The organism is Atopomonas hussainii (assembly GCF_900109735.1).
GTDB lineage: Bacteria > Pseudomonadota > Gammaproteobacteria > Pseudomonadales > Pseudomonadaceae > Atopomonas > Atopomonas hussainii.
Map to the genome: position 1 here is coordinate 1 of NZ_FOAS01000007.1, position 18500 is coordinate 18500.

Here is an 18500-nt window from a genome sequence, read left to right on the forward strand (position 1 = left end):
GAGAAAACCCTAAACTTGGCTCAGTAATCGCAAATAAACTCATTGTGAATTCACAGAGTTACTTACTCTTACTGATAATCATGCGATCATCATTCATCGTAAGCACCCACACGAATTGCTTGATTCAGGTTGTTAAAGAGCAATTTGGCTAAGCAGCTCGCTTAACCGAGGGCGCATTCTACAGCACCTCATTTCGCTGTCAAGCACTGTTTCGAAGAATTTTTTCTTTCGATTCAGCCACTTAAAAAAGCCACTCGTTAAAGCCGGCTTCGTCAGCGGGAGGCGCATTCTACACTGAGCAAGCTCTGTGTCAACACCTCATTTTCGAGCCTTTTCACGCCTCACCGAAGCGAGCTAGAAAACCCTCAGGACAGCTCCTATTGCCGCCTCACCTCGCAAAAACCTTAACTAAGTCAATCAGTTACGACTCGCTGCGAAGTGGGGCGCATTATAGGGACGGCATTTTTGCGGTCAACTGTTTTTTGCGAGTTTTTTAAGATTAGTTTCTGGATTAGACCACGCAAGGCCGTTGGTCAGCCCGGCAGGCTATTGAGGTTACGCAGGCTTTGCGGCTGATCCGCAAAGCTGACCAAGGCTGGCTGTTGCGCCATTACCCAACCCATAACGCGACGCTCGCCGCTGCGCAGATAGGCTTCGAGCGAATCTGCAAGCTGTGTTGGCAGCCATAAGTGCAAAGGATGGATACGCTCGCCATCGGTTGCACACACCACTTGGGCGCCAGCACCGATTAAGCGCTGGGCAAAGTCAGCCGGCAGATCAGGCGTATCGCAAGGGCTGACCAACAGCCACGGGGTTGGACAAGCCCGCAGCAGTGCTAATAACCCCAATAGCGGCCCAGCGAAGGGCTCGACACCGGCCAAAGCGGGGTCTTCAACCACTTGCCAGCCGAGTGCGGCGTAGTGCGCTTGATTACGATTGGCGCTGACCAGCCAGGCTTGCGGCTCGCCAAGCGCTTGTCGCACCCACTCCACCAACGGCTGGCCGTGCCAGTCGAGCAAGCCTTTATCGACGCCGCCCATGCGCTGCGCTTTACCGCCTGCCAACACCGCCGCGCTATATGAAGGCCACTCAACCATGTCGCACCATAGCCACGGCTTTAATCAAGGCGTGCACGTGCTGACCGGGCTGCAAATTCAGCTGATTAAGGGCGCGGCGGGTAATTTGCGACCACAGCGCATAGTCGCCACAGCGTAAGCGCACCAGCACACTACTTGCATTCAGTTCGCGCCAGCTTTCTACCTGCACCGGCAAAGTGTTTTGAATGGAAGCGGACGGCAAAGGTTCGAGACTCAGCGCCACATCACGCGCATGGATCAGTAAACGCGCCTCACTGATCGCCACTGACGGCTGCGCCAGCCACAAGGTACCGCCGGCACACTGTGCTGGTACCAAGCCATGCTCGGCGCGCTCTGGCTGTAGCCGTGCAGGCAGTACCGAGCAGGCTTGCTGATCTGCAAAAGGCCCTGCCCAGTCGGCTGCCAATGTCAACGCTTCGCCCTGCTGGGTGACGCGCCCTTGTTGCAGCCAGATGAGGCGATCGGCCAACTGCAGGACTTCATCACGATCATGGCTGACCAGCAGGCAAGTGAGCCGATGCTGCTGCACCACGTCACGCAGCCAATGCCCCAACCGCTCGCGAGTTGCGCCATCCAAGGCGGAAAACGGCTCGTCCAGCAGCAGTAACGGTGCTTGATTTAACAAGGCGCGGCCCAGCGCTACGCGCTGCTGCTGACCGCCAGACAGTTCATGCGGTTTACGCGGCAGCCAAGCGGCCAAGCCTAGCTGCTCGATGACCTCAGCTTCGGCGCACCAGCGGTCTTGCACAGCCACACGGCGCAAGCCAAAGCGCAGATTCTCTAGCACGGTTAAGTGAGGAAAGAGCCGCGCGCCCTGCGGGGCATAGCCCACCGCGCTGCGTGGAATAACCCCAGCAACAGAATCAAGCCCGGCCAAGGCGCGCAGCACGCTGGTTTTGCCGGCACCGCTGTCACCCCAGAGCGCGGTGATCCCCGGCGTCAGCTCCGTATTGAAGCTCAGAGCAAAACTGCCGCGAGTGAGGCGAAAATCACAGCGCAACACGGCGATCACCCCGGTAGGCAATAAACAGCGCGATCAAGCTCATGCCCAATAGCACGGCGGCCAATTGGTGGGCGCGGGCGTAATCCAAACTTTCCACATGGCGGAACAAGGCCACCGAGAGCACCTCGGTTTCGCCGGGAATACTGCCGCCAATCATCAGCACCACACCGAACTCACCCAAGGTATGTGCGAAAGCCAACACTGCGGCGGTAATAAACGCCGGTCGAGTCAGCGGCAGAATGATTTCGCGCCAGCATTGCCAGCGGTTGGCGCGCAGGGTGTAGGCCAGTTCTAACCAGTCGCGATCCAGCGCGCGAAACGCTGCGGTGAGCGGCTGCACCACAAAGGGTAACGAATACAGCACTGAGGCCAGCACCAAACCGCTAAAACTAAACGCCAGCATCGGCAAGCCCAGCGCTACCAGCGGGCCGCTTGGCGCCATTAAGAGTAATAAATAAAAACCCAGCACAGTGGGCGGCAACACCAAGGGCAAGGCCACTAGCGTTTGGATCAGCGCGCGGCCACGGCCCTGCCCTTGCGCCAGCCACCACGCGAGCGGAGTACCCAGCAGCAAGAGCAAAACCGTACTGAGCGCCGCCAGTTGCAGCGTTAACGCCAGCGCTTGCCAGTCATCAGGGTGCAGCATAGCCACCTGCAGCAATCTGCTGACGCGCTGTAGGGCTGAATAAGAAGTCCCAGAAAGCCTGCGCCGCCGGATGTGGCGCCGGGCGCTTAAGCAATACCGCCTGTTGGATCAGCGGCGCATGGCACGTCTCAGGCAGCAGGCGCACTTCGGCCTCAGGCGCTGTAAGCACTTGCGACCACGCGACAAACCCGGCCGGCGCAGCACCACTGATGAGCATCTGGTGCGCCTGTGCCACGGAGGTACCTTTGAGCCATTGGCCTTGCCATGTTGGGACTAAGCGCTGCACGCAACTCAAGGCTGCGGCGCCGTAGGGGGCCAGCTTAGGGTCGGCCATGACCAAACGAGCAAAGCCCGCTAACTGACTGAACTCCGGTGCCGGCTGCCCGGGCGTCCACAGCGCCAAGCGGCCAATGGCATAGGTTTGCGGGGCCGTGAGCGCCTTGCCTTCGTCATACAAGCGCTGCGCGGTGGTTTGATCGGCGCTTAAAAACACGTCAAACGGCGCACCTTGGCTAATTTGCGCATACAACTGCCCGGTTGCACCGGGGTGCAGGGTCATGCGCTCGGCACCAAACTCAGCGCGTAGCACTTCAGCAGTGGGTAAAAAATTCGCCGCGACCGCAACACGCAAAGGCGTTTCGGCGAAAACAGCAGGGGACAAACAACACAGCACCAGCAGTAGGCGCGACCAAACGGGTGACAAGATTAACCCCCGGTCATGTTCATAAAGCGCACCACTTGCACGTCATCGCTCACACGGAAGTCATGCGACCACGGCTTGCGCGCCATGGCCTCGAAGATCGCTTCGCGCAAGCGTACTTCATCACCGGGATGGCGGCGCAGCACGGCTTTTAAATCCGCCGAATGTTCGTTACCCAAGCACAGCAGCAAGCGCCCTTCGGCAGTTAAGCGCACGCGATTACAGGTGGCGCAGAAGTTATGGCTGTGGGGCGAGATAAAACCAAGACGGGAGTTGGCCACACCTTGAATGCGCCAGTAACGCGACGGGCCTTGGGTCGACTCGGTGGACTCCAGCAAGTCATAACGCTGGCTAATGATCTCGCGGACTTCGGCGCTGGAGCAAAAGGCCTCGGCTCGGCTGTGTTCGTTGATCGCGCCCAGCGGCATTTCTTCAATAAAGGTTAAGTCCAGCTCACGCGCCACGGCGTAATCGACCAGATTGAGGACTTCTTCATCGTTGCGGCCCTTCATGATCACTGCATTAAGTTTGATGCGCGCAAAGCCGGCTTCACGCGCGGCGTCGATGCCATCAAGCACTTGCTGCAGATCACCGGTGCGGGTGATCTGGCGGAATTTTTCCGCGTTTAGGCTATCGAGGCTGATATTCAGACGCTTCAACCCGGCCTGCGCCAGCGGCTTGGCGTAGCGGATCAGCTGCGAGCCATTGGTGGTCATCACCAGCTCACGCAGGCCCGGCAGCGCGGCAATGCGCTCGCACAATTGGACCACACCACGGCGCACCAACGGCTCGCCGCCGGTTAAGCGAATCTTTTTCACCCCAAGGCTAACGAAGGTGCGCGCCAGGGTTTCGATTTCTTCGAGGCTAAGTACTTGCTGACGCGGCAAAAACTGCATGTCTTCAGCCATGCAGTACACGCAGCGAAAATCGCAGCGATCTGTCACGGAGATGCGCAGGTACTCTACTTGGCGGGCAAAGCTGTCTTGCAGCAGGCTTGTGCTCACATCCGGCCTCTTTTTTACGGTGCGCTGCGACATGCCGAGCAACGCGTTTACTTTTTCAGCCTACTCAATCGGCCGTTGGATACCACTGTTGCCACTGTAGACCAGCGGCCAACCGCGCCCTTGCGCTAGATCAAGAGCCTGTCACACAACAGACCCTCGGCGCGGCCATGTATTACACGCTAGCGATTTCTGCGGCGCTCAGCGCACGCCATTGCCCCGGCTTTAATTCAGGGTCTAAGTGCAGCATACCCATTTGTTCACGGTGCAGGCTGAGCACTTTATTACGCAAATGGCCAAACATTCGCTTGACCTGATGGTAACGCCCCTCGTGCAGGGTGAGGCGCGCCTCGTGACTGCCGAGCAGTTCCAGCTCGGCGGGCAAGGTAGTGCGGTTTTCGAAGGCAAAATAAATGCCGCGCGCGAACACCTCGGCAGTTTCGGCGCTGATCGGCTGCTCGGTACGCACTCGGTACACCTTGCCCAAGCGCTGCCCCGGCAAGGTTAAACGCCGCGACCACAGACCATCGTTGGTCAGCAGCATCAGGCCGGTGCTGGTTAAGTCGAGCCGACCGGCGATATGCAGTTCGCTGCGCAGCGCCTCGGGGAAGAAGTCCAACACGGTGGTGTGTTCATTGTCGGCGGTGGCGCTCACGCAGCCGGCGGGCTTGTGCAGCATAAAATAGTGCGCCGCACGCCCGGCACGCACCACCTGCGTGCCAATGGCGACCTCGGCAAAGCGGTCGATAGCTTGCGTGCCATCGTGGCACACCGCGCCATTGACCTGCACCACGCCAGCGCGTAATAGCTCGCGCACCTGTTTACGACTGTACTGCGACTGGTTAGCCAGCAGCCGATCCAAACGCATCAGGCCAACCAGTCGGCGAAGCTGACATAGGGCAGACAGTCGCCCGCCGCCACACTCTGCCCCACCTCTTGCCACGCCAAGCCTTGCGCCCAACTCACCGAGCTAAGTACGCCGGAGCTTTGATTGGCAAACGGCAGCAAGCGCGCTTGGCCGTCGACATCGACGCGCTGCACACGCAGGTATTCGCGGCGTTTACCGGCGCGGCGCGCACTGGGGTAAGGCAACAGCTGCGGCACAGGGAGTTGATAATGCTCCCCTTCCAACCAACGCATAAACGGCAGCGCCACCACCAAGGCGGTGACTAACACCGCCACGGGGTTACCCGGCAAGCCTAAATACGCCGCCTCGCCCAGCTGACCAAAGGCCAGTGGCTTGCCAGGCTTAATGGCTAGCTTCCAGAGTAAAAGTTCGCCGTGGGTTTGCAGCGCAGCTTTGAGGTGATCTTCTTCACCCACCGACACGCCACCGCTGGAGATCAGCACATCACACTGCGCCGCTAGCTCACCCAAGCGCTGTACGCTGGCGGCGTGCTCATCGGGCAGAATGCCGCCGTCGATCAGCTGAAAATCAAACCCCGCCAGCACGCCCTGCAAGGTGTAGCGGTTGCTGTTAAACAGCTTGCCCGGCGCCAGCGGCTGACCGGGTTCGAGCAGCTCATCGCCGCTGGAGACAATTGCCACGCGCAGCGGCACATACACCTCGACCTCGGCGATACCCACCGAGGCCAGCAAACCTAAATCGGCGACGCGCAAACGACGACCCGCACTCAGCAGCACGCTGCCTTGGCGGATATCTTGCCCCTGCGGGCGCACGTTGTTGCCGCGCTCGCTGGCGGGCAAACGCACGCGGCCATCGGCCAGCACTTCGGCGTCTTCTTGCATCACCACGCAATCGGCCCCGGGCGGGATTTCTGCGCCGGTGAAGATGCGCGCGCACGTACCCGGCGCTAGCTCAGTACCGATATGCCCGGCGGTAATCCGCTGGCTTACCGGCAGCGGCTCGCCACCTGAAGTATCGGCAGCGCGCACGGCGTAGCCATCCATCGCGCTGTTGTCGGCTTGCGGCACATCGATGGCCGAGATCACATCGTCGGCCAAGACGCGATTGAGCGCCGCCAACAAACTCATTCGCTGGGTAGCACGCTGCGCAGCCAGCGCTGCGGCGCGCTCACGCAGTTGCGCTAGCGCCTGCTCGACGGGCTGCAAGGCGCCGCGTGCGCAGCAATCGCCATCACTCATTCGCGCGGCCCGCAATTATCCAAGCGGCGCACGCCTTGATCGGCCTGCGGCTTTTGCGTCAGCAGGCCGACGAAGTTGCACGGGCGATGACGGGCGTCTAACTGCTCGGCAATGATGCGCGTCCACGCGGTGCGGCAGGCGTTGGTCGAGCCCGGCACGCAGCAGATCAGGGTGAAATTGGCCAAGCCCGCCAGCGCACGCGACTGCACGGTGGAGGTGCCAATTTCTTCATAAGACACCTGACGGAACAGCTCGCCAAAGCCTTCGACGTGTTTATCCAACAGCGGCATGACCGCCTCTGGCGTGCTGTCGCGGGTGGTAAAGCCGGTGCCACCGGTGATCAGCACGGCATGCACCTGCGGATTGGCAATCCACTGCGAAACCACCGAGCGAATTTGGTACACGTCATCGCGCACCAACACGCGGTCGGCCAGCACGTGGCCGGCCTCGGTGAGTTTGTCGACAAGCAGCTGCCCAGAGGTGTCCTCGGGGAAATCACGGGTATCGCTGACGGTAAGTACAGCCACATTCAGCGGTACAAAAGTCTGACTGCCACGGCTCATGGGGCACCTCTTGGTTATGCATTAGGTTGCGGGGGTTGGCCGCAGTATGCCGCGCATCCTGCTAACTCAGCTGCCGCAGGTCAAGATTTGCGCGGTTTGATATTCACATTGGCAATAGCCGTTGTGCCGGGCTAGTTTGAACGAGCAGGGAAAACTACTAAGGAGAGAAACCATGCGTCGCATTCTTCCACTCACCGCTTTGCTGGCTGCCGCCACCTTACTGGCTGGCTGTAGCTCACCGTATGTCATGACGACTAAGAGCGGTAACGCCATCATGACCCAAGGCAAACCTAAGCTGGACGAAGACACCAACACCTTAAAGTACGAAGACAGCGAAGGCCGCGAAGGGCAAATTCGTGCTGAAGAGGTGAATCAAATTATTCAGTGCGGCGACTAAGCACTGCCCAGCAGGCGCGGCCACCCTGCGCCTGCTAACTCACCACATACCCTGCCTCAGTAATCAGTGCGCGCAGCACGGCGGCACTCAGCACACTGTCTACTTGTACTCGTCCGCTGTCTAAATCGACCTCGACCTTAGCCTCGGCATCCTGCGCCTGAATGGCCGCTTTAATGGCGCTGACACAATGCGCACAGGTCATGCCCACCACGTTCAATGTCTGCATCGGGTTATCTCCTCAAGCCTACCCACAGACTAGTTCAGAGCCATCGACAGCGCAGGCTTGACCTTGCCGTAAGGTTAAGCTTGAAACTCGACGCATGGATGATCTGAGGACAACACCATGAGCGCACTGACACTCCCCATCGACGGCATGACCTGCGCCAGCTGTGCCAAACGGGTGGAAAACGCCCTGCTCAAGGTCAGCGGCGTGCACAGCGCCAGCGTCAATGCCGTTAGCGCCCAAGCGCAGCTAGAACTCACCGGCATGGTGGATAGCGCCGCGCTGCAACAGGCCATCGAACACGCCGGCTACCAACTGCGCCAGCAAAGCGCGGCCTTTGCCGTGAGCGGCATGAGCTGCGCCAGTTGCGTGGCGCGCATTGAGAAAGCCCTGCTCGCCGTGCCCGGCGTGCTGGCAGTGAGCGTTAATTTGGCGAGCAATCAAGCGCATGTCACTTGGTTGGCCGAGCACAGTAGCGAGGCCCTGCTGGCTGCGTTCAAAAGCGCCGGCTACCCCGCCACGCTGATCGACACCGAACAAAAGCAGGCCAGCGCACAAAGCACGCCGTGGCTGTTAATCCTCTGCGCCCTACTCAGCCTGCCATTGGTTGTACCGATGTTTTTCGAGCTGGGCGGCGGGCATTGGATGCTGCCGGCTGTACTGCAATTTCTTCTCGCCACGCCCGTGCAATTTGCCGGGGGTGCACGTTTTTACCGTGCCGCGTGGGCCGCGCTTAAAGCCCGCAGCGCCAATATGGATGTGCTGGTAGCCCTCGGCACCAGCGCCGCTTACGGCCTGTCGCTGTACCACTGGGCGGTGCAAGAAGGCATGCCGGTACTGTATTTCGAGGCCAGCAGTGTGGTGATTACCCTGGTGCTGCTCGGTAAGTATTTGGAAGAACGCGCCAAGCACAGCACCCGCGAGGCGATTCTTGCCCTGCAAGCCTTACGCCCCGACAGCGCGCTACGCTTGACCGCCGATGGCAACAGCGAGCGCGTGCCATTAAGCCAACTCGCCTTGGGCGATCAGCTATTGCTGCAACCCGGCGCCAGCGTGCCGGTGGATGGCCGTATCGTCAGCGGCAGCAGCCATGTGGATGAATCCATGCTCACCGGCGAGCCACTGCCGGTGGCGCGCAGCACCGGCGCCACGTTAAGCGCCGGCAGCATCAACGGTGAAGGCGTGCTCACTCTAGAAGTCACCGCGCTGGGTGGCGATACCCTGCTCGCCCGCATCATCGCCTTGGTCGAGCAAGCGCAAGCAGCCAAGGCACCGATTCAAAAATTGGTCGACCGCATCAGCGCGGTGTTCGTGCCGCTGGTCTTGGTGTTGGCGCTGCTGACCTTACTCGGCTGGCTGGCGGTGGGCAGCCCGCTGGAGGTCGCACTGATTAACGCGGTCAGCGTACTGGTGATTGCCTGCCCCTGCGCCTTGGGCTTGGCCACACCGGCGGCGATCATGGTGGGCACCGGCAGCGCCGCGCGCCACGGCATTCTGATTCGCGATGCGCGCATCTTAGAAAGCGCCAAAGCGGTGGACTGCGTGGCCTTCGATAAAACCGGCACCCTCACCCAAGGCAAGCCGCAGCTGTTGGCTTTACACAGCTTCAACGGCGAGCAAAGCCGCGTTTTACAACTGGCCGCCAGCTTGCAGCACGGTAGCGAACACCCCTTAGCCCGCGCAGTGTTAGCCGCAGCCAAAGCACAAAACATCGCCCTATTGCCCAGCAGAGACGTGCAGGCGCTACCGGGCAAAGGCGCGCAAGGCGCGGTGGATGGGCTGTTGTTGCAGCTGGGTAGTGATCGCTTGCTGCCTGAGGGCCAACCGCTGCACGGCGAACTCGCCGCTGCGCGCAACAACGAACAGAGCCAAGGGCGCAGCGTGTCGTGGCTGATCGACGTCAACGCCCAACAGGTACTCGCCATGCTGGCCTTTGGCGATGCCATTAAGACGGGCACCCCGCAGGCACTGGCGCAGCTGCAACACGACGGCATTCAACGGGTGCTGATCAGCGGCGACAACCGCGGCAGCGTCGGCGCCCTCGCCAAGCAGTTACAGCTCGATAGCTGGCATGCCGAAGTACTGCCCGCCGACAAAGCCGCGCTGGTCAATCAACTGCGCGAGCAAGGCCGGCATGTGGCGATGGTGGGCGATGGCATTAATGATGCCCCCGCACTCGCCGCCGCCGACGTGAGCCTCGCGATGGGCGAAGGCAGCGATGTGGCCATGCAAACTGCCGGTATCACCTTAATGCGCGGCGACCCGCGCTTAGTGCCCGCCGCGCTGGATATCGCCCGCCGCACCTACCGCAAAATTCGCCAGAACCTGTTTTGGGCGTTTATCTATAACGTGATCGGCTTACCGCTGGCCGCCTTTGGCTTGCTCAACCCCATGCTCGCCGGAGCGGCGATGGCGGCCTCGAGCTTGTGTGTCGTAGGTAATGCCCTGCTGCTCAAACGCTGGCAGCCGAACCTGAAGGAGACTGCACAATGAATATCGGCGAAGCGGCGGCCAAGTCGGGCCTATCGCGCAAGATGATCCGCTACTACGAAAACTACGGGCTACTGCCGCAGGCGCAACGCAGCGACAACGGCTATCGCCACTACCAAGCCAGCGACTTGCGCCGTCTGCGCTTTATTCATCGCGCCCGCGAACTGGGGTTTTCGTTAGACGAAGTCAGCCGCCTGCTGGCCCTGTGGGACGACCAAGCGCGCGCCAGCGCCGAGGTTAAACAGCTCGCCAAGACGCATATCGTCGAACTGGAACAGCGCATCACCGAACTACAGCAGCTGAAAGCCAGCTTGGAGCAGCTCACCCACTGCTGCCACGGCGATGAGCGGCCCGAATGCCCGATCCTCGATGCACTCGCCGGCAACGATAATGCTGTGCAACCTTGAGCACCGCGCCGCTATGATTCGCCGAGCACGCCAATAGCACCTAAACTGGCGCTAACAACAATGAGAATCTGCTTTGAAACTACCGCATCTTGACTGGGTGAATCAGGACTCCCCCTACCTGCGCCAACACAAGGACGGCTTCCGTTTGCTGCGTTTTTACGCCGATATGGAGCGTGCGTTCGACCGTTATCACACCGACGTTTACCTCATCCGCATTCGCTGGGCCTTGCTGGTTGCCGTGTTCTTGATGGGCATGTTCGCCCTGCTCGACGCCCTGACCATGCCCAGCGAAGTGCGCAATCCTGTGGTGCTTTTGCGCCTTGGCCTAATCGTGCCGATGCTCTTGCTCACGTGGTGGAGCACCTACCACGAACGCCTAGTGAAACACCTGCAATTAATTGGCGGTTTCTGCGCTTTAGCTGCCGGCCTTGGCGTGGTGGCGATTGTTGGCACCGCGCGAGCGCACGACTTCCCGCTGCCCTATGAAGGGCTGATTCTGGTCATCGTGTTCTTTTATTTTCTCGCTGGGCTGCGCTTTGTCGCCGCCTCTGTGTGCGGCTGGCTGACATTCTTGGCCTACCTGAGCATGGAACTCTTGATGGGCATGCCGGCTGAGACGCTGATTTTTAACTGTTTCTTTCTCGCCACCGCCAACGTGATTGGCTCGGTGGGCTGTTACTTCCTTGAATACGCCTCGCGGGAGAACTTTCTCGCCCAAGGCTTGCTGCAAGATTTGGCCGAGAAAGACGGCCTCACCGGCCTGCTCAACCGCCGTGCGTTTAACGAATACACCGAACGCAGTTGGCGCCAAGCCAGTCGCGAACAAGTGCCGGTAGCGGTGATGATGATCGATGTGGACTTCTTCAAGCGCTACAACGACCACTTTGGCCACAGTGCCGGCGATGAAGCGTTAAAGAAAGTCGCCGGCGTACTGGCCGAACACGCCAAGCGCCCGCTGGATGTGGTGGCCCGTTATGGCGGCGAAGAGTTCATTGGCTTGTGGTTCAACGTCAGCGAAATGGCCATCCGCGAGATTGCCGAAGACCTGCGCCGTGGTGTGGAACAACTGCACATGGCCCACCCGCAATCTGATGCCGCCCAAGTGGTGACCATCAGTATTGGCATCGCCTACTTAACCCCGCGCCCGCATATTCCCAATGAAGAAGCGCAGCGCTTGGCTGACGTAGCCCTGTATCTGGCGAAAGAAAATGGCCGCAACCAAGCGGTGCTAAAGCGCCACGGCTACTGACTCAGCGCCGCAGCGCCGCAGCGAGCGCCGCTTAGATATTTTGCGCAATGCGCCACAGCACCCCGCTGGGGTCATACAGGAAGAACTCGCGCATGCCCCACGGTTGCTCGACGATGTCGGTCATCTTGACCTGATAGGTTGCTGCCACCGCCTTGCGCGTCAGCAGCTGATGCCAAGCGGCGACATCTTCGACCAGCCAGTGCAGCATCAGGTTATCGGCCAAGGTAGGCGGAAAATAATCTTGCAGCAGAAAGCTGCACTGGCCGTGATGAAAGTAAGCGACGCCATCCCCATCAGACGCCATAACAAAGCCGACGTCCTGATAGAACTGTTTGCTTAAGGCGAAATCTTTGGCCGGTACAAAGGCTTTAAGTTCGACGCTATTTAAGTTGTCCATAACTGATCAGGCCATCCAACTTGCCCAACACATCCAATAGCGGGCGCGCTTCGACCATGCGCTCACGCCACACCACTTCGCCCATGCTGCGCATGGCTGACTTACCGCTAAACACCTTGCCCTCGGCAACCATCTGCTGCAGGCGCGGCAAAAACAGCCATTGCAGCCATTGATCGAAACTTAACGTATCGACACAAAACGGCTGCTGGCTGCTGAGCTCTTGCTCGGTCGGCGGCGTGTCACGCCACAGCTGTAGACGGCGCAACTCGTGCTCCAAGAGCAGCAGCTGATCGGCAATCGCCAGCAAACGCTCATCCACTGGCATTACATCGGCACCCGGACATTTTGCCGCGCGGCGGCAGCGCCAGCGGCATCGCCTTGGCGTTCACGGGCATTGGCAATCAGGTTCCACAGTTCGGCCTGTAACGCTGGGCGGCCCTGCGCATAGGCCAAACCCTGACGAGCAAACTGCTCGGCTTGCGCGGCATTGCCTTGGGCCAAGTTCACCCGACCTAAGTGATACAGCACCTGCGGCTCACGCGGGGCAATGCGCTGGGCGCGCTCAAGGCTGGCAGCGGCGCCGCCTAAATCGCCCGAGCCTTCTTGCTGCTTGGCGGTGGTCAACAGCGCCAGCACGGGGCCGGCCAGTTGTTCGTCACCGGCCAGCGAGGTACTCAGCGGCTGGCTGCTTTGCGGCGCAGCCATCGGCGCAGGGCTAGTCATGGGGCTAGCGGCGGGCGGTGTCCAGCCACTGTCAGCTGGCGGCACAAAGCCAGAATCACCGGCAGGCGAGACTTGAATCGGCTGGCTGCTCTGCGGCGCATTCGGCACCATCACCACCACACCACTGTCTTGCGGCTGGGCTTGCGGGGCACTGGCAGCGCTGTGCTGGCCGTAACTATCACCCTGCTGCACGGTCTGCCCGGCATCTACCACGGGCACGGCGCCACGCTGATTGCTGGCACAACCGGCTAACAACACGGTTAGCGCCAGCAACGACATCATTGATTTGTTCACGAACGTCCTCTCACCTTTTTAGGGCTAGCGTGGTTATTCCAGCCAGCCTTTAACCCAATCCATGACCTGATTCACCGGGTTCTCCGGTGTACAGCGTACGCCTTGTGCCGGCTCGCTGCCGCGAATATAGGGCATTTGCACCGCGCCGGGGCAACTGGCTTCAGAGCCTAGGCCATTACGCGAGTCGACCCACGCTGTGACGATATTATCCGGCGGCGGCGCACTTAACGAACTTGGCCCAGCCGCCGCCATAAAGCGGCTCCACAGTTGCAGCGAGCCACTGGCGCCGGTCAAACCGGCCTTGCCGTTGTCATCGCGGCCCATCCACACCACGGCCAGCAAGTCTTGGCCGAAGCCGGCAAACCAACTGTCGCGGCCATCGTTAGTGGTACCGGTTTTACCCGCCACGTTAATGCTGCCGGGCAGCTGCGCATACGCCGAGCGACCGGTGCCTTCACGCATGGCGCGCTGCATGGCTTGTTGCAGCAGGTAAATGGCACCGGGATCAAAACGCTGCTGCAACTGGAACGGATAACGCTTGAGCGGCTGACCGTTGGCATCCAGCACACTGCGAATCACCCGCAGCGGCGTGTTAAAGCCGCCATTGGCGATGGTTTGGTACATGGTCGCAACTTCCAAGGGCGTCATCGCCCCCGCGCCGAGCAGCATAGACGGATACGCCGGCCAATCGGTCTCCACGCCTAAACGCTCGATGGTTTTCAGCACCTGCGGCACGCCCATATCCAAGCCCAACCGCGCAGTGGATAAGTTGTAGGAGTTGGCCAAGGCTTGATACAGGAACAAGGTGCCGTGCGGCTGCCCGTCGTAGTTTTTCGGCCGCCAGACTTTGCCATCGGCGCCTTTAACCTCGAACGATTGATCTTCAATCAAGCTGGTTAAGGTGTACTGACTGGGGCGCTCTAAGGCGGTTAAGTAAATCGCCGGTTTTACCAGCGAGCCAATCGGCCGCTTGGCATCCAGCGCACGGTTAAACCCAGCAAAGCGTGGCTTACGGCTGCCGAGCAAGGCTTGCAGTTCGCCGGTTTCCGGGTTGGCCACCACCATGGCCGCTTCCACCTGATCAATGCCGGTACGGCCTTTAAAGCGCGCGAAGGTTTCCGCCAGCGCGGCTTCGGCTTTCTTCTGCAGAATCGGGTCGAAGCTGGTGAACACCCGCAGGCCTTCTCCCGTTAAGTCTTCTTCGCGGTAATCCTCACGCAGCTGGCGTTTGATCAAATCCAGCAACGCCGGGTGCGAGGTATTGGCCAAGCTACCCTGCGCGGTGACGCCCAGCGGTAATTGCTTGGCCTTCTCGATCACCTCGGGGGCAGCGAAGTTTTGCTCGGCGAGCAAATCGAGCACTAAGTTGCGCCGCGCCAAGGCACGCTCAGGATGACGACGCGGGTTGTAATAAGACGGGCCTTTGACCATGCCGACCAGCAGCGCCACTTGGTGCAGCTTCAGCTCGTTCACCGGCTGAGAGAAAAAGTACTGACTGGCCAAGCCAAAACCATGAATAGCACGGCGGCCATCTTGGCCCAAGAACACCTCGTTAAGGTACGCCTCGAGGATTTCTTGCTTGCTGTAATGCAACTCCAACAGCGGCGCCATAATGGCTTCGCGAGCTTTACGCACCAACGAGCGCTCGTTGGTTAAGTAGAAGTTCTTCACCAACTGCTGGGTGAGCGTACTGCCGCCTTGGCGCATTTCGCCGGCGGTCAAGTTCACCCACATGGCTCGCGCAATGCCTTTGGGCGAAATGCCGAAGTGGTCGTAGAAGTCGCGGTCTTCCACGGCAATCAGCGCGTCGGTCAAGAACTGCGGCACCTCATCCAAGCGCACCAAAATACGGTCTTCGTTATGCGCCGGGTAAATCCCGCCGATCAGCATGGGCTCTAGCCGCGCCACCGGCAGAGTGCTGCCGGCACGGGTCAGGCTAGTGACGTAATCGCCGGAGAAAGTCACGCGAATGCGCTGGGCAGGCTCCACCCCTTCATAAAAGGTAAAGCCACGGCTGTGCAGCTCGACCGCGCTGCCGGCCACCGAGATCAATCCCGGCCCCGAGGCTTGGCTGGCACGTCGATAACCCAAGGCGTCTAGCTCAGTGAGCAAGTCATCGCGTTTAAGCTTCTGGCCGACGAACAGCTCCAGCGGCCGTGCATACACCTTGGCAGGAATGGTCCAGCGCTTGCCGGAGAATTTCTCCTGCACCACACCATCAAAATAAATCGCCACGCCGATCAGCAGCACAAGGCCAACCAGCGCGAGTTTAAAGCCTAAGCCCAGCAGGCGGCGCAGTAGCGACGGGCCCGCTTGGCGGCGTTTACGAGAAGAAGAGGATCGAGTCATGGGCCGGCATTATACGGGCTTTGCCTTGGCAAAATAGCTAGGTTTCCTCACTGCGGCATAACCGCCATAATGACGCCCCTGCAAAGCCCATAACCCAAGGACACACCGTGAGCCAGGCCCTGCTGCAAGCCCTGCAGAATCCCGCCCTTTATCCGCACCCGGTAGAGCGCTTTGAACTGATCGAAACGCATATTTCGTGGGTTCTGCTCACAGGGCCGTACGCCTACAAAATTAAAAAGCCGGTGGATTTTGGCTTTTTAAACTTCACCCAATTAAGCGACCGCGAGCACTTTTGCCGCGAAGAGCTGCGCCTAAACCAGCGCCTGACCCAAGGCCTATACCTTGACGTGCTCCCGATCAGCGGCAGCGAAAGCGCACCGGTCATCGGCGGTACTGGCGAGGCCTTTGAATACCTGCTCAAGATGCGCCAGTTCCCGCAGGGCCAACTGCTTGATCGCTTGCTGGCCGCAGGCAACCTGACCAGCCAGCACATTCGCGAGCTGGCCGAACAAATTGCGCAGTTCCACCAAACCACCCCCAGCGTGCCGGCCAGCGAGCCGTTTGGCTCCCCGGCGGTAGTGATGGAGCCGGTGCTGCAAAACTTCGAGCAGATCGCACCGTTTCTAGAAACCAACGCCGACAAGCGCCAGCTTGAGCAGCTGAAAGCCTGGGCCGAAGACAGCTTCGCGCGGCTTGAGCCCGTGCTCGCTGCGCGTAAAGCGCAGGGCTTTGTGCGTGAATGCCACGGCGATATTCACCTCGCCAACGCGGCGGTGATCGACGGCCAAGTGGCGCTGTTTGACTGCATCGAATTCAACCAACCGTTCCGCTGCACCGATGTGATGGCCGATATCGCGTTCTTGGTGATGGACCTGCAAGACCGCCAGCAACAAGGCTTGGCCAACTTACTGCTCAGCCAGTATCTGGAGCTGACCGGCGATTATTCCGGCCTCGCCGTACTGCCGTTCTACACCGCCTACCGCGCCTTAGTACGCGCCAAGATCGCCCTGTTTGGCTTAGCCCATGCGCCGGATGACGCGGCGCGCGGCCAGTGCTTCACCCGCTACCGCAGCTACGCCAATTTGGCGGAAAGCTACAGCGCCATTCCCTCACGCTTTGTCGCCATCACCCATGGCGTATCGGGCGTGGGCAAAAGCACCGTAGGCCTCACCTTGGTAGAGCAACTGGGCGCCATTCGCATTCGCTCCGACGTCGAGCGCAAACGCCTATTCGGCGAGCAAGATGCCAGCCACGAAGGGCAAATCGGCAGCGGCATCTATAACGCAGAGGCCAGCAGCAAAACCTATGCACATCTGCACGGTTTAGCCGCGCAAGTGCTAGAAGCCGGTTTCTCGCCCTTGCTCGACGCCACGTACCTGAAACAAGCACAGCGCCAAGGCGCCGCCGATGTGGCCGAAGATCACGCCGCACCGCTGCTGATTCTCGACTGCCAAGCTCCGGACGAAGTCATCGCCCAGTGGCTGGAAGAACGCCGCGCACAAGGTGACGATCCGTCCGATGCCAGCCTTGAGGTGATGCGCGCGCAGCAAGCCAGCCGCGAACCACTGACCAGCGACGAGCAACAACTGGCCAAGTTTATCGACACCCACGACGCCAGCAGCATTGCCTCACTGGTCAAACGCATTCGCCAGCGTTACCCCAGCCTCTAAGCGCAACGATGCAGCTCGCCAGCAAGCCGCTGGCGAGCTTCTATACTTCAGTCAGGCCTTGACTGGAGACTGCCATGCGCGCGCCACACCCAATTGACCATCCGCTCTACCAGCTGCTGCACAACGAAAAAATCAAAGAGTTCAACGAGCAGCGCAAAAACCATCATCCCGTGGACTTATCCGGCGGCGACTTTCGCGGTGCCGACCTGCGCGGCATCGAAGTCGACGGCGTGAGCTTTGCCGACGCGTACTTTCGCGGCGCCGACTTGCGCGGCATCGACTTCCGCCGCACCAATCTAGAAGGCGCGAGCCTGGCGCATGCGCAAATCTCCGGCACGTACTTCCCCAAAGAGCTATCTGCCGAAGAAGTGCTGATGTCGGTCAACCACGGCACCCGCCTGCGCTATCGCTGATGAGCCAAGCGGCCGCGCTGTTTGCGCAAAACCCCGGCGATTATCAGCGCTATCGCCCCGACTACCCTGCCGAACTGTTCCGCTGGGTCGCGCAGCAGTGTCGGCAGCATGAGCGCGTTCTCGATATTGCCTGTGGCAGTGGCCAAGCCAGTGAAGTGTGGCCAACTTATTTTCAGCAAGTGCTGGCCTGCGATCTCAGTTTTGCCAGCCTGCAACTAAGCCCCGAGCACAGCCCAGTGCTGTACTTTCAAAGCCCTGCCGAAGCACTGCCAGTGAGCAGCCACAGCGTCGATTTAGTCAGCGTGGCGCAAGGCCTGCACTGGTTTGCCACGCCAACCTTCTATCAAGAGGTGCGCCGCGTGCTGCGCCCACAAGGCATCTTTTGCGCCTGGAGTTACGGCTTACCGGTGTGCGCCAACGCCAAGGTAAACGCATGGCTGCGCAGCACCCACGACCAACTGTTGGGCCCCTATTGGCCTGCTGGTCGCGAGCATGTCGTCAATGGCTACCGCGACGTGCCCTTCCCCTTTGCCCATCGCCCAGCCCCCGCACTTGGCATCAGCCGCTACTGGCTGCCCAGTGAGCTGCTAGGCTATATCAGTAGCTGGTCGGCCACCGCGCAGTACCGCCAGCAACAGGGAGATCCGCTGCCACAACTGGCCGCGCAACTAGAGGCCTGCTGGCCGCAGGAGTCGCCACGTCTAGCACTTGACTGGCCCATCACCCTCCTGCTGGGTAGTCCAGACTGGCCCGCCACATGAAGGTACTGCCT

At 60.2% G+C, this 18500-nt stretch carries 20 protein-coding genes; 7 read left to right on the forward strand and 13 right to left on the reverse strand.

Annotation, left to right across the window (positions count from 1 at the left end; all coding sequences use genetic code 11):
- Nucleotides 1-533: 533 nt before the first annotated feature.
- From mobA to moaB, 8 genes are all read right to left on the reverse strand, one after another.
- Nucleotides 534-1097 (reverse strand): molybdenum cofactor guanylyltransferase MobA, encoded by a 564-nt coding sequence (gene mobA, locus BMX80_RS07810; RefSeq protein ID WP_074867065.1) that lies wholly within the window; start codon nucleotides 1095-1097, stop codon nucleotides 534-536.
- The gene (locus tag BMX80_RS07815; protein WP_175474889.1) at nucleotides 1090-2100 is read right to left on the reverse strand and encodes a molybdenum ABC transporter ATP-binding protein; all 1011 of its coding nucleotides are present in this window, start codon (nucleotides 2098-2100) and stop codon (nucleotides 1090-1092) included. The genes mobA and BMX80_RS07815 overlap by 8 nt, the downstream gene beginning before the upstream one ends.
- Nucleotides 2087-2746 carry a molybdate ABC transporter permease subunit gene (gene modB, locus BMX80_RS07820; protein ID WP_074867068.1) on the reverse strand — a complete coding sequence of 220 codons (660 nt, stop codon included), beginning with the start codon at nucleotides 2744-2746 and terminating at the stop codon, nucleotides 2087-2089. Before modB ends, BMX80_RS07815 begins: the two co-directional genes overlap by 14 nt.
- On the reverse strand, nucleotides 2733-3377 hold the full coding sequence (gene modA / locus BMX80_RS07825; RefSeq protein WP_175474890.1) for a molybdate ABC transporter substrate-binding protein: 645 nt from the start codon (nucleotides 3375-3377) through the stop codon (nucleotides 2733-2735). The genes modB and modA overlap by 14 nt, the downstream gene beginning before the upstream one ends.
- A gap of 74 nt (nucleotides 3378-3451) precedes the next feature.
- Nucleotides 3452-4450, reverse strand: coding sequence for a GTP 3',8-cyclase MoaA (gene moaA / locus BMX80_RS07830; protein ID WP_074867072.1), 999 nt, complete (start codon nucleotides 4448-4450; stop codon nucleotides 3452-3454).
- Between the two features lie 172 nt (nucleotides 4451-4622).
- The gene (locus BMX80_RS07835) at nucleotides 4623-5315 is read right to left on the reverse strand and encodes a pseudouridine synthase (RefSeq protein WP_074867074.1); all 693 of its coding nucleotides are present in this window, start codon (nucleotides 5313-5315) and stop codon (nucleotides 4623-4625) included.
- On the reverse strand, nucleotides 5315-6553 hold the full coding sequence (locus tag BMX80_RS07840) for a molybdopterin molybdotransferase MoeA (protein WP_074867076.1): 1239 nt from the start codon (nucleotides 6551-6553) through the stop codon (nucleotides 5315-5317). Before BMX80_RS07840 ends, BMX80_RS07835 begins: the two co-directional genes overlap by 1 nt.
- The gene (gene moaB, locus BMX80_RS07845) at nucleotides 6550-7116 is read right to left on the reverse strand and encodes a molybdenum cofactor biosynthesis protein B (RefSeq protein ID WP_074867078.1); all 567 of its coding nucleotides are present in this window, start codon (nucleotides 7114-7116) and stop codon (nucleotides 6550-6552) included. The genes BMX80_RS07840 and moaB overlap by 4 nt, the downstream gene beginning before the upstream one ends.
- 172 nt (nucleotides 7117-7288) lie before the next feature.
- On the opposite strand from moaB, the gene BMX80_RS07850 reads away from it, so the two are divergent.
- Nucleotides 7289-7513: a YgdI/YgdR family lipoprotein gene (locus BMX80_RS07850; RefSeq protein ID WP_071873013.1), complete on the forward strand. Its 225-nt coding sequence runs from the start codon at nucleotides 7289-7291 to the stop codon at nucleotides 7511-7513.
- Nucleotides 7514-7547: 34 nt separating this feature from the next.
- On the opposite strand, the gene BMX80_RS07855 is transcribed toward BMX80_RS07850, so the two are convergent.
- The gene (locus BMX80_RS07855) at nucleotides 7548-7739 is read right to left on the reverse strand and encodes a heavy-metal-associated domain-containing protein (RefSeq protein WP_071873014.1); all 192 of its coding nucleotides are present in this window, start codon (nucleotides 7737-7739) and stop codon (nucleotides 7548-7550) included.
- 117 nt (nucleotides 7740-7856) lie between these two features.
- Here BMX80_RS07855 and BMX80_RS07860 point away from each other — a divergent pair, with 117 nt between their 5' ends.
- The 3 genes from BMX80_RS07860 (at nucleotide 7857) to BMX80_RS07870 (ending at nucleotide 11882) form a co-directional block, all read left to right on the forward strand.
- Nucleotides 7857-10229, forward strand: coding sequence for a heavy metal translocating P-type ATPase (locus BMX80_RS07860; protein WP_074867080.1), 2373 nt, complete (start codon nucleotides 7857-7859; stop codon nucleotides 10227-10229).
- Nucleotides 10226-10633 carry a Cu(I)-responsive transcriptional regulator gene (gene cueR / locus BMX80_RS07865; protein WP_074867081.1) on the forward strand — a complete coding sequence of 136 codons (408 nt, stop codon included), beginning with the start codon at nucleotides 10226-10228 and terminating at the stop codon, nucleotides 10631-10633. Before BMX80_RS07860 ends, cueR begins: the two co-directional genes overlap by 4 nt.
- A gap of 73 nt (nucleotides 10634-10706) precedes the next feature.
- Nucleotides 10707-11882, forward strand: coding sequence for a GGDEF domain-containing protein (locus BMX80_RS07870; protein WP_074867083.1), 1176 nt, complete (start codon nucleotides 10707-10709; stop codon nucleotides 11880-11882).
- Between the two features lie 31 nt (nucleotides 11883-11913).
- Here the strand turns inward: BMX80_RS07870 and BMX80_RS07875 are convergent, their stop codons facing one another.
- The 4 genes from BMX80_RS07875 to mrcB are packed head-to-tail and all read right to left on the reverse strand — an operon-like array spanning nucleotide 11914 to nucleotide 15645.
- Nucleotides 11914-12279, reverse strand: a complete 366-nt coding sequence (locus BMX80_RS07875; protein WP_074867085.1) for a VOC family protein — start codon at nucleotides 12277-12279, stop codon at nucleotides 11914-11916.
- Complete coding sequence (locus BMX80_RS07880; protein ID WP_235821623.1) at nucleotides 12263-12604, reverse strand: YqcC family protein; 342 nt, start codon at nucleotides 12602-12604, stop codon at nucleotides 12263-12265. The genes BMX80_RS07875 and BMX80_RS07880 overlap by 17 nt, the downstream gene beginning before the upstream one ends.
- Nucleotides 12604-13296, reverse strand: coding sequence for a tetratricopeptide repeat protein (locus tag BMX80_RS07885; RefSeq protein ID WP_328586305.1), 693 nt, complete (start codon nucleotides 13294-13296; stop codon nucleotides 12604-12606). Before BMX80_RS07885 ends, BMX80_RS07880 begins: the two co-directional genes overlap by 1 nt.
- A gap of 33 nt (nucleotides 13297-13329) precedes the next feature.
- Nucleotides 13330-15645 (reverse strand): penicillin-binding protein 1B, encoded by a 2316-nt coding sequence (gene mrcB, locus BMX80_RS07890; protein WP_083394277.1) that lies wholly within the window; start codon nucleotides 15643-15645, stop codon nucleotides 13330-13332.
- A gap of 107 nt (nucleotides 15646-15752) precedes the next feature.
- Here mrcB and BMX80_RS07895 point away from each other — a divergent pair, with 107 nt between their 5' ends.
- The 3 genes from BMX80_RS07895 to BMX80_RS07905 all read left to right on the forward strand — a co-directional run bounded on the left by BMX80_RS07895 (nucleotide 15753) and on the right by BMX80_RS07905 (nucleotide 18489).
- Nucleotides 15753-17315 (forward strand): bifunctional aminoglycoside phosphotransferase/ATP-binding protein, encoded by a 1563-nt coding sequence (locus BMX80_RS07895; RefSeq protein WP_074867087.1) that lies wholly within the window; start codon nucleotides 15753-15755, stop codon nucleotides 17313-17315.
- A 74-nt stretch (nucleotides 17316-17389) separates the two neighbouring features.
- The gene (locus BMX80_RS07900; RefSeq protein ID WP_071873020.1) at nucleotides 17390-17728 is read left to right on the forward strand and encodes a pentapeptide repeat-containing protein; all 339 of its coding nucleotides are present in this window, start codon (nucleotides 17390-17392) and stop codon (nucleotides 17726-17728) included.
- Nucleotides 17728-18489: a class I SAM-dependent methyltransferase gene (locus BMX80_RS07905; RefSeq protein ID WP_074867089.1), complete on the forward strand. Its 762-nt coding sequence runs from the start codon at nucleotides 17728-17730 to the stop codon at nucleotides 18487-18489. The genes BMX80_RS07900 and BMX80_RS07905 overlap by 1 nt, the downstream gene beginning before the upstream one ends.
- Nucleotides 18490-18500 lie beyond the last annotated feature (11 nt).

What these genes read in the sequence shown, in the direction of transcription:
- mobA (WP_074867065.1), bottom strand. Translation starts at nt 1,097, where the DNA reads ATGGTTGAGTGGCCTTCATATAGCGCGGCGGTGTTGGCAGGCGGTAAA.
- modB (WP_074867068.1), bottom strand. Translation starts at nt 2,746, where the DNA reads ATGCTGCACCCTGATGACTGGCAAGCGCTGGCGTTAACGCTGCAACTG.
- BMX80_RS07835 (WP_074867074.1), bottom strand. Translation starts at nt 5,315, where the DNA reads ATGCGTTTGGATCGGCTGCTGGCTAACCAGTCGCAGTACAGTCGTAAA.
- BMX80_RS07840 (WP_074867076.1), bottom strand. Translation starts at nt 6,553, where the DNA reads ATGAGTGATGGCGATTGCTGCGCACGCGGCGCCTTGCAGCCCGTCGAG.
- moaB (WP_074867078.1), bottom strand. Translation starts at nt 7,116, where the DNA reads ATGAGCCGTGGCAGTCAGACTTTTGTACCGCTGAATGTGGCTGTACTT.
- BMX80_RS07850 (WP_071873013.1), top strand. Translation starts at nt 7,289, where the DNA reads ATGCGTCGCATTCTTCCACTCACCGCTTTGCTGGCTGCCGCCACCTTA.
- BMX80_RS07855 (WP_071873014.1), bottom strand. Translation starts at nt 7,739, where the DNA reads ATGCAGACATTGAACGTGGTGGGCATGACCTGTGCGCATTGTGTCAGC.
- BMX80_RS07860 (WP_074867080.1), top strand. Translation starts at nt 7,857, where the DNA reads ATGAGCGCACTGACACTCCCCATCGACGGCATGACCTGCGCCAGCTGT.
- cueR (WP_074867081.1), top strand. Translation starts at nt 10,226, where the DNA reads ATGAATATCGGCGAAGCGGCGGCCAAGTCGGGCCTATCGCGCAAGATG.
- BMX80_RS07875 (WP_074867085.1), bottom strand. Translation starts at nt 12,279, where the DNA reads ATGGACAACTTAAATAGCGTCGAACTTAAAGCCTTTGTACCGGCCAAA.
- BMX80_RS07880 (WP_235821623.1), bottom strand. Translation starts at nt 12,604, where the DNA reads ATGCCAGTGGATGAGCGTTTGCTGGCGATTGCCGATCAGCTGCTGCTC.
- mrcB (WP_083394277.1), bottom strand. Translation starts at nt 15,645, where the DNA reads ATGACTCGATCCTCTTCTTCTCGTAAACGCCGCCAAGCGGGCCCGTCG.
- BMX80_RS07900 (WP_071873020.1), top strand. Translation starts at nt 17,390, where the DNA reads ATGCGCGCGCCACACCCAATTGACCATCCGCTCTACCAGCTGCTGCAC.
- BMX80_RS07905 (WP_074867089.1), top strand. Translation starts at nt 17,728, where the DNA reads ATGAGCCAAGCGGCCGCGCTGTTTGCGCAAAACCCCGGCGATTATCAG.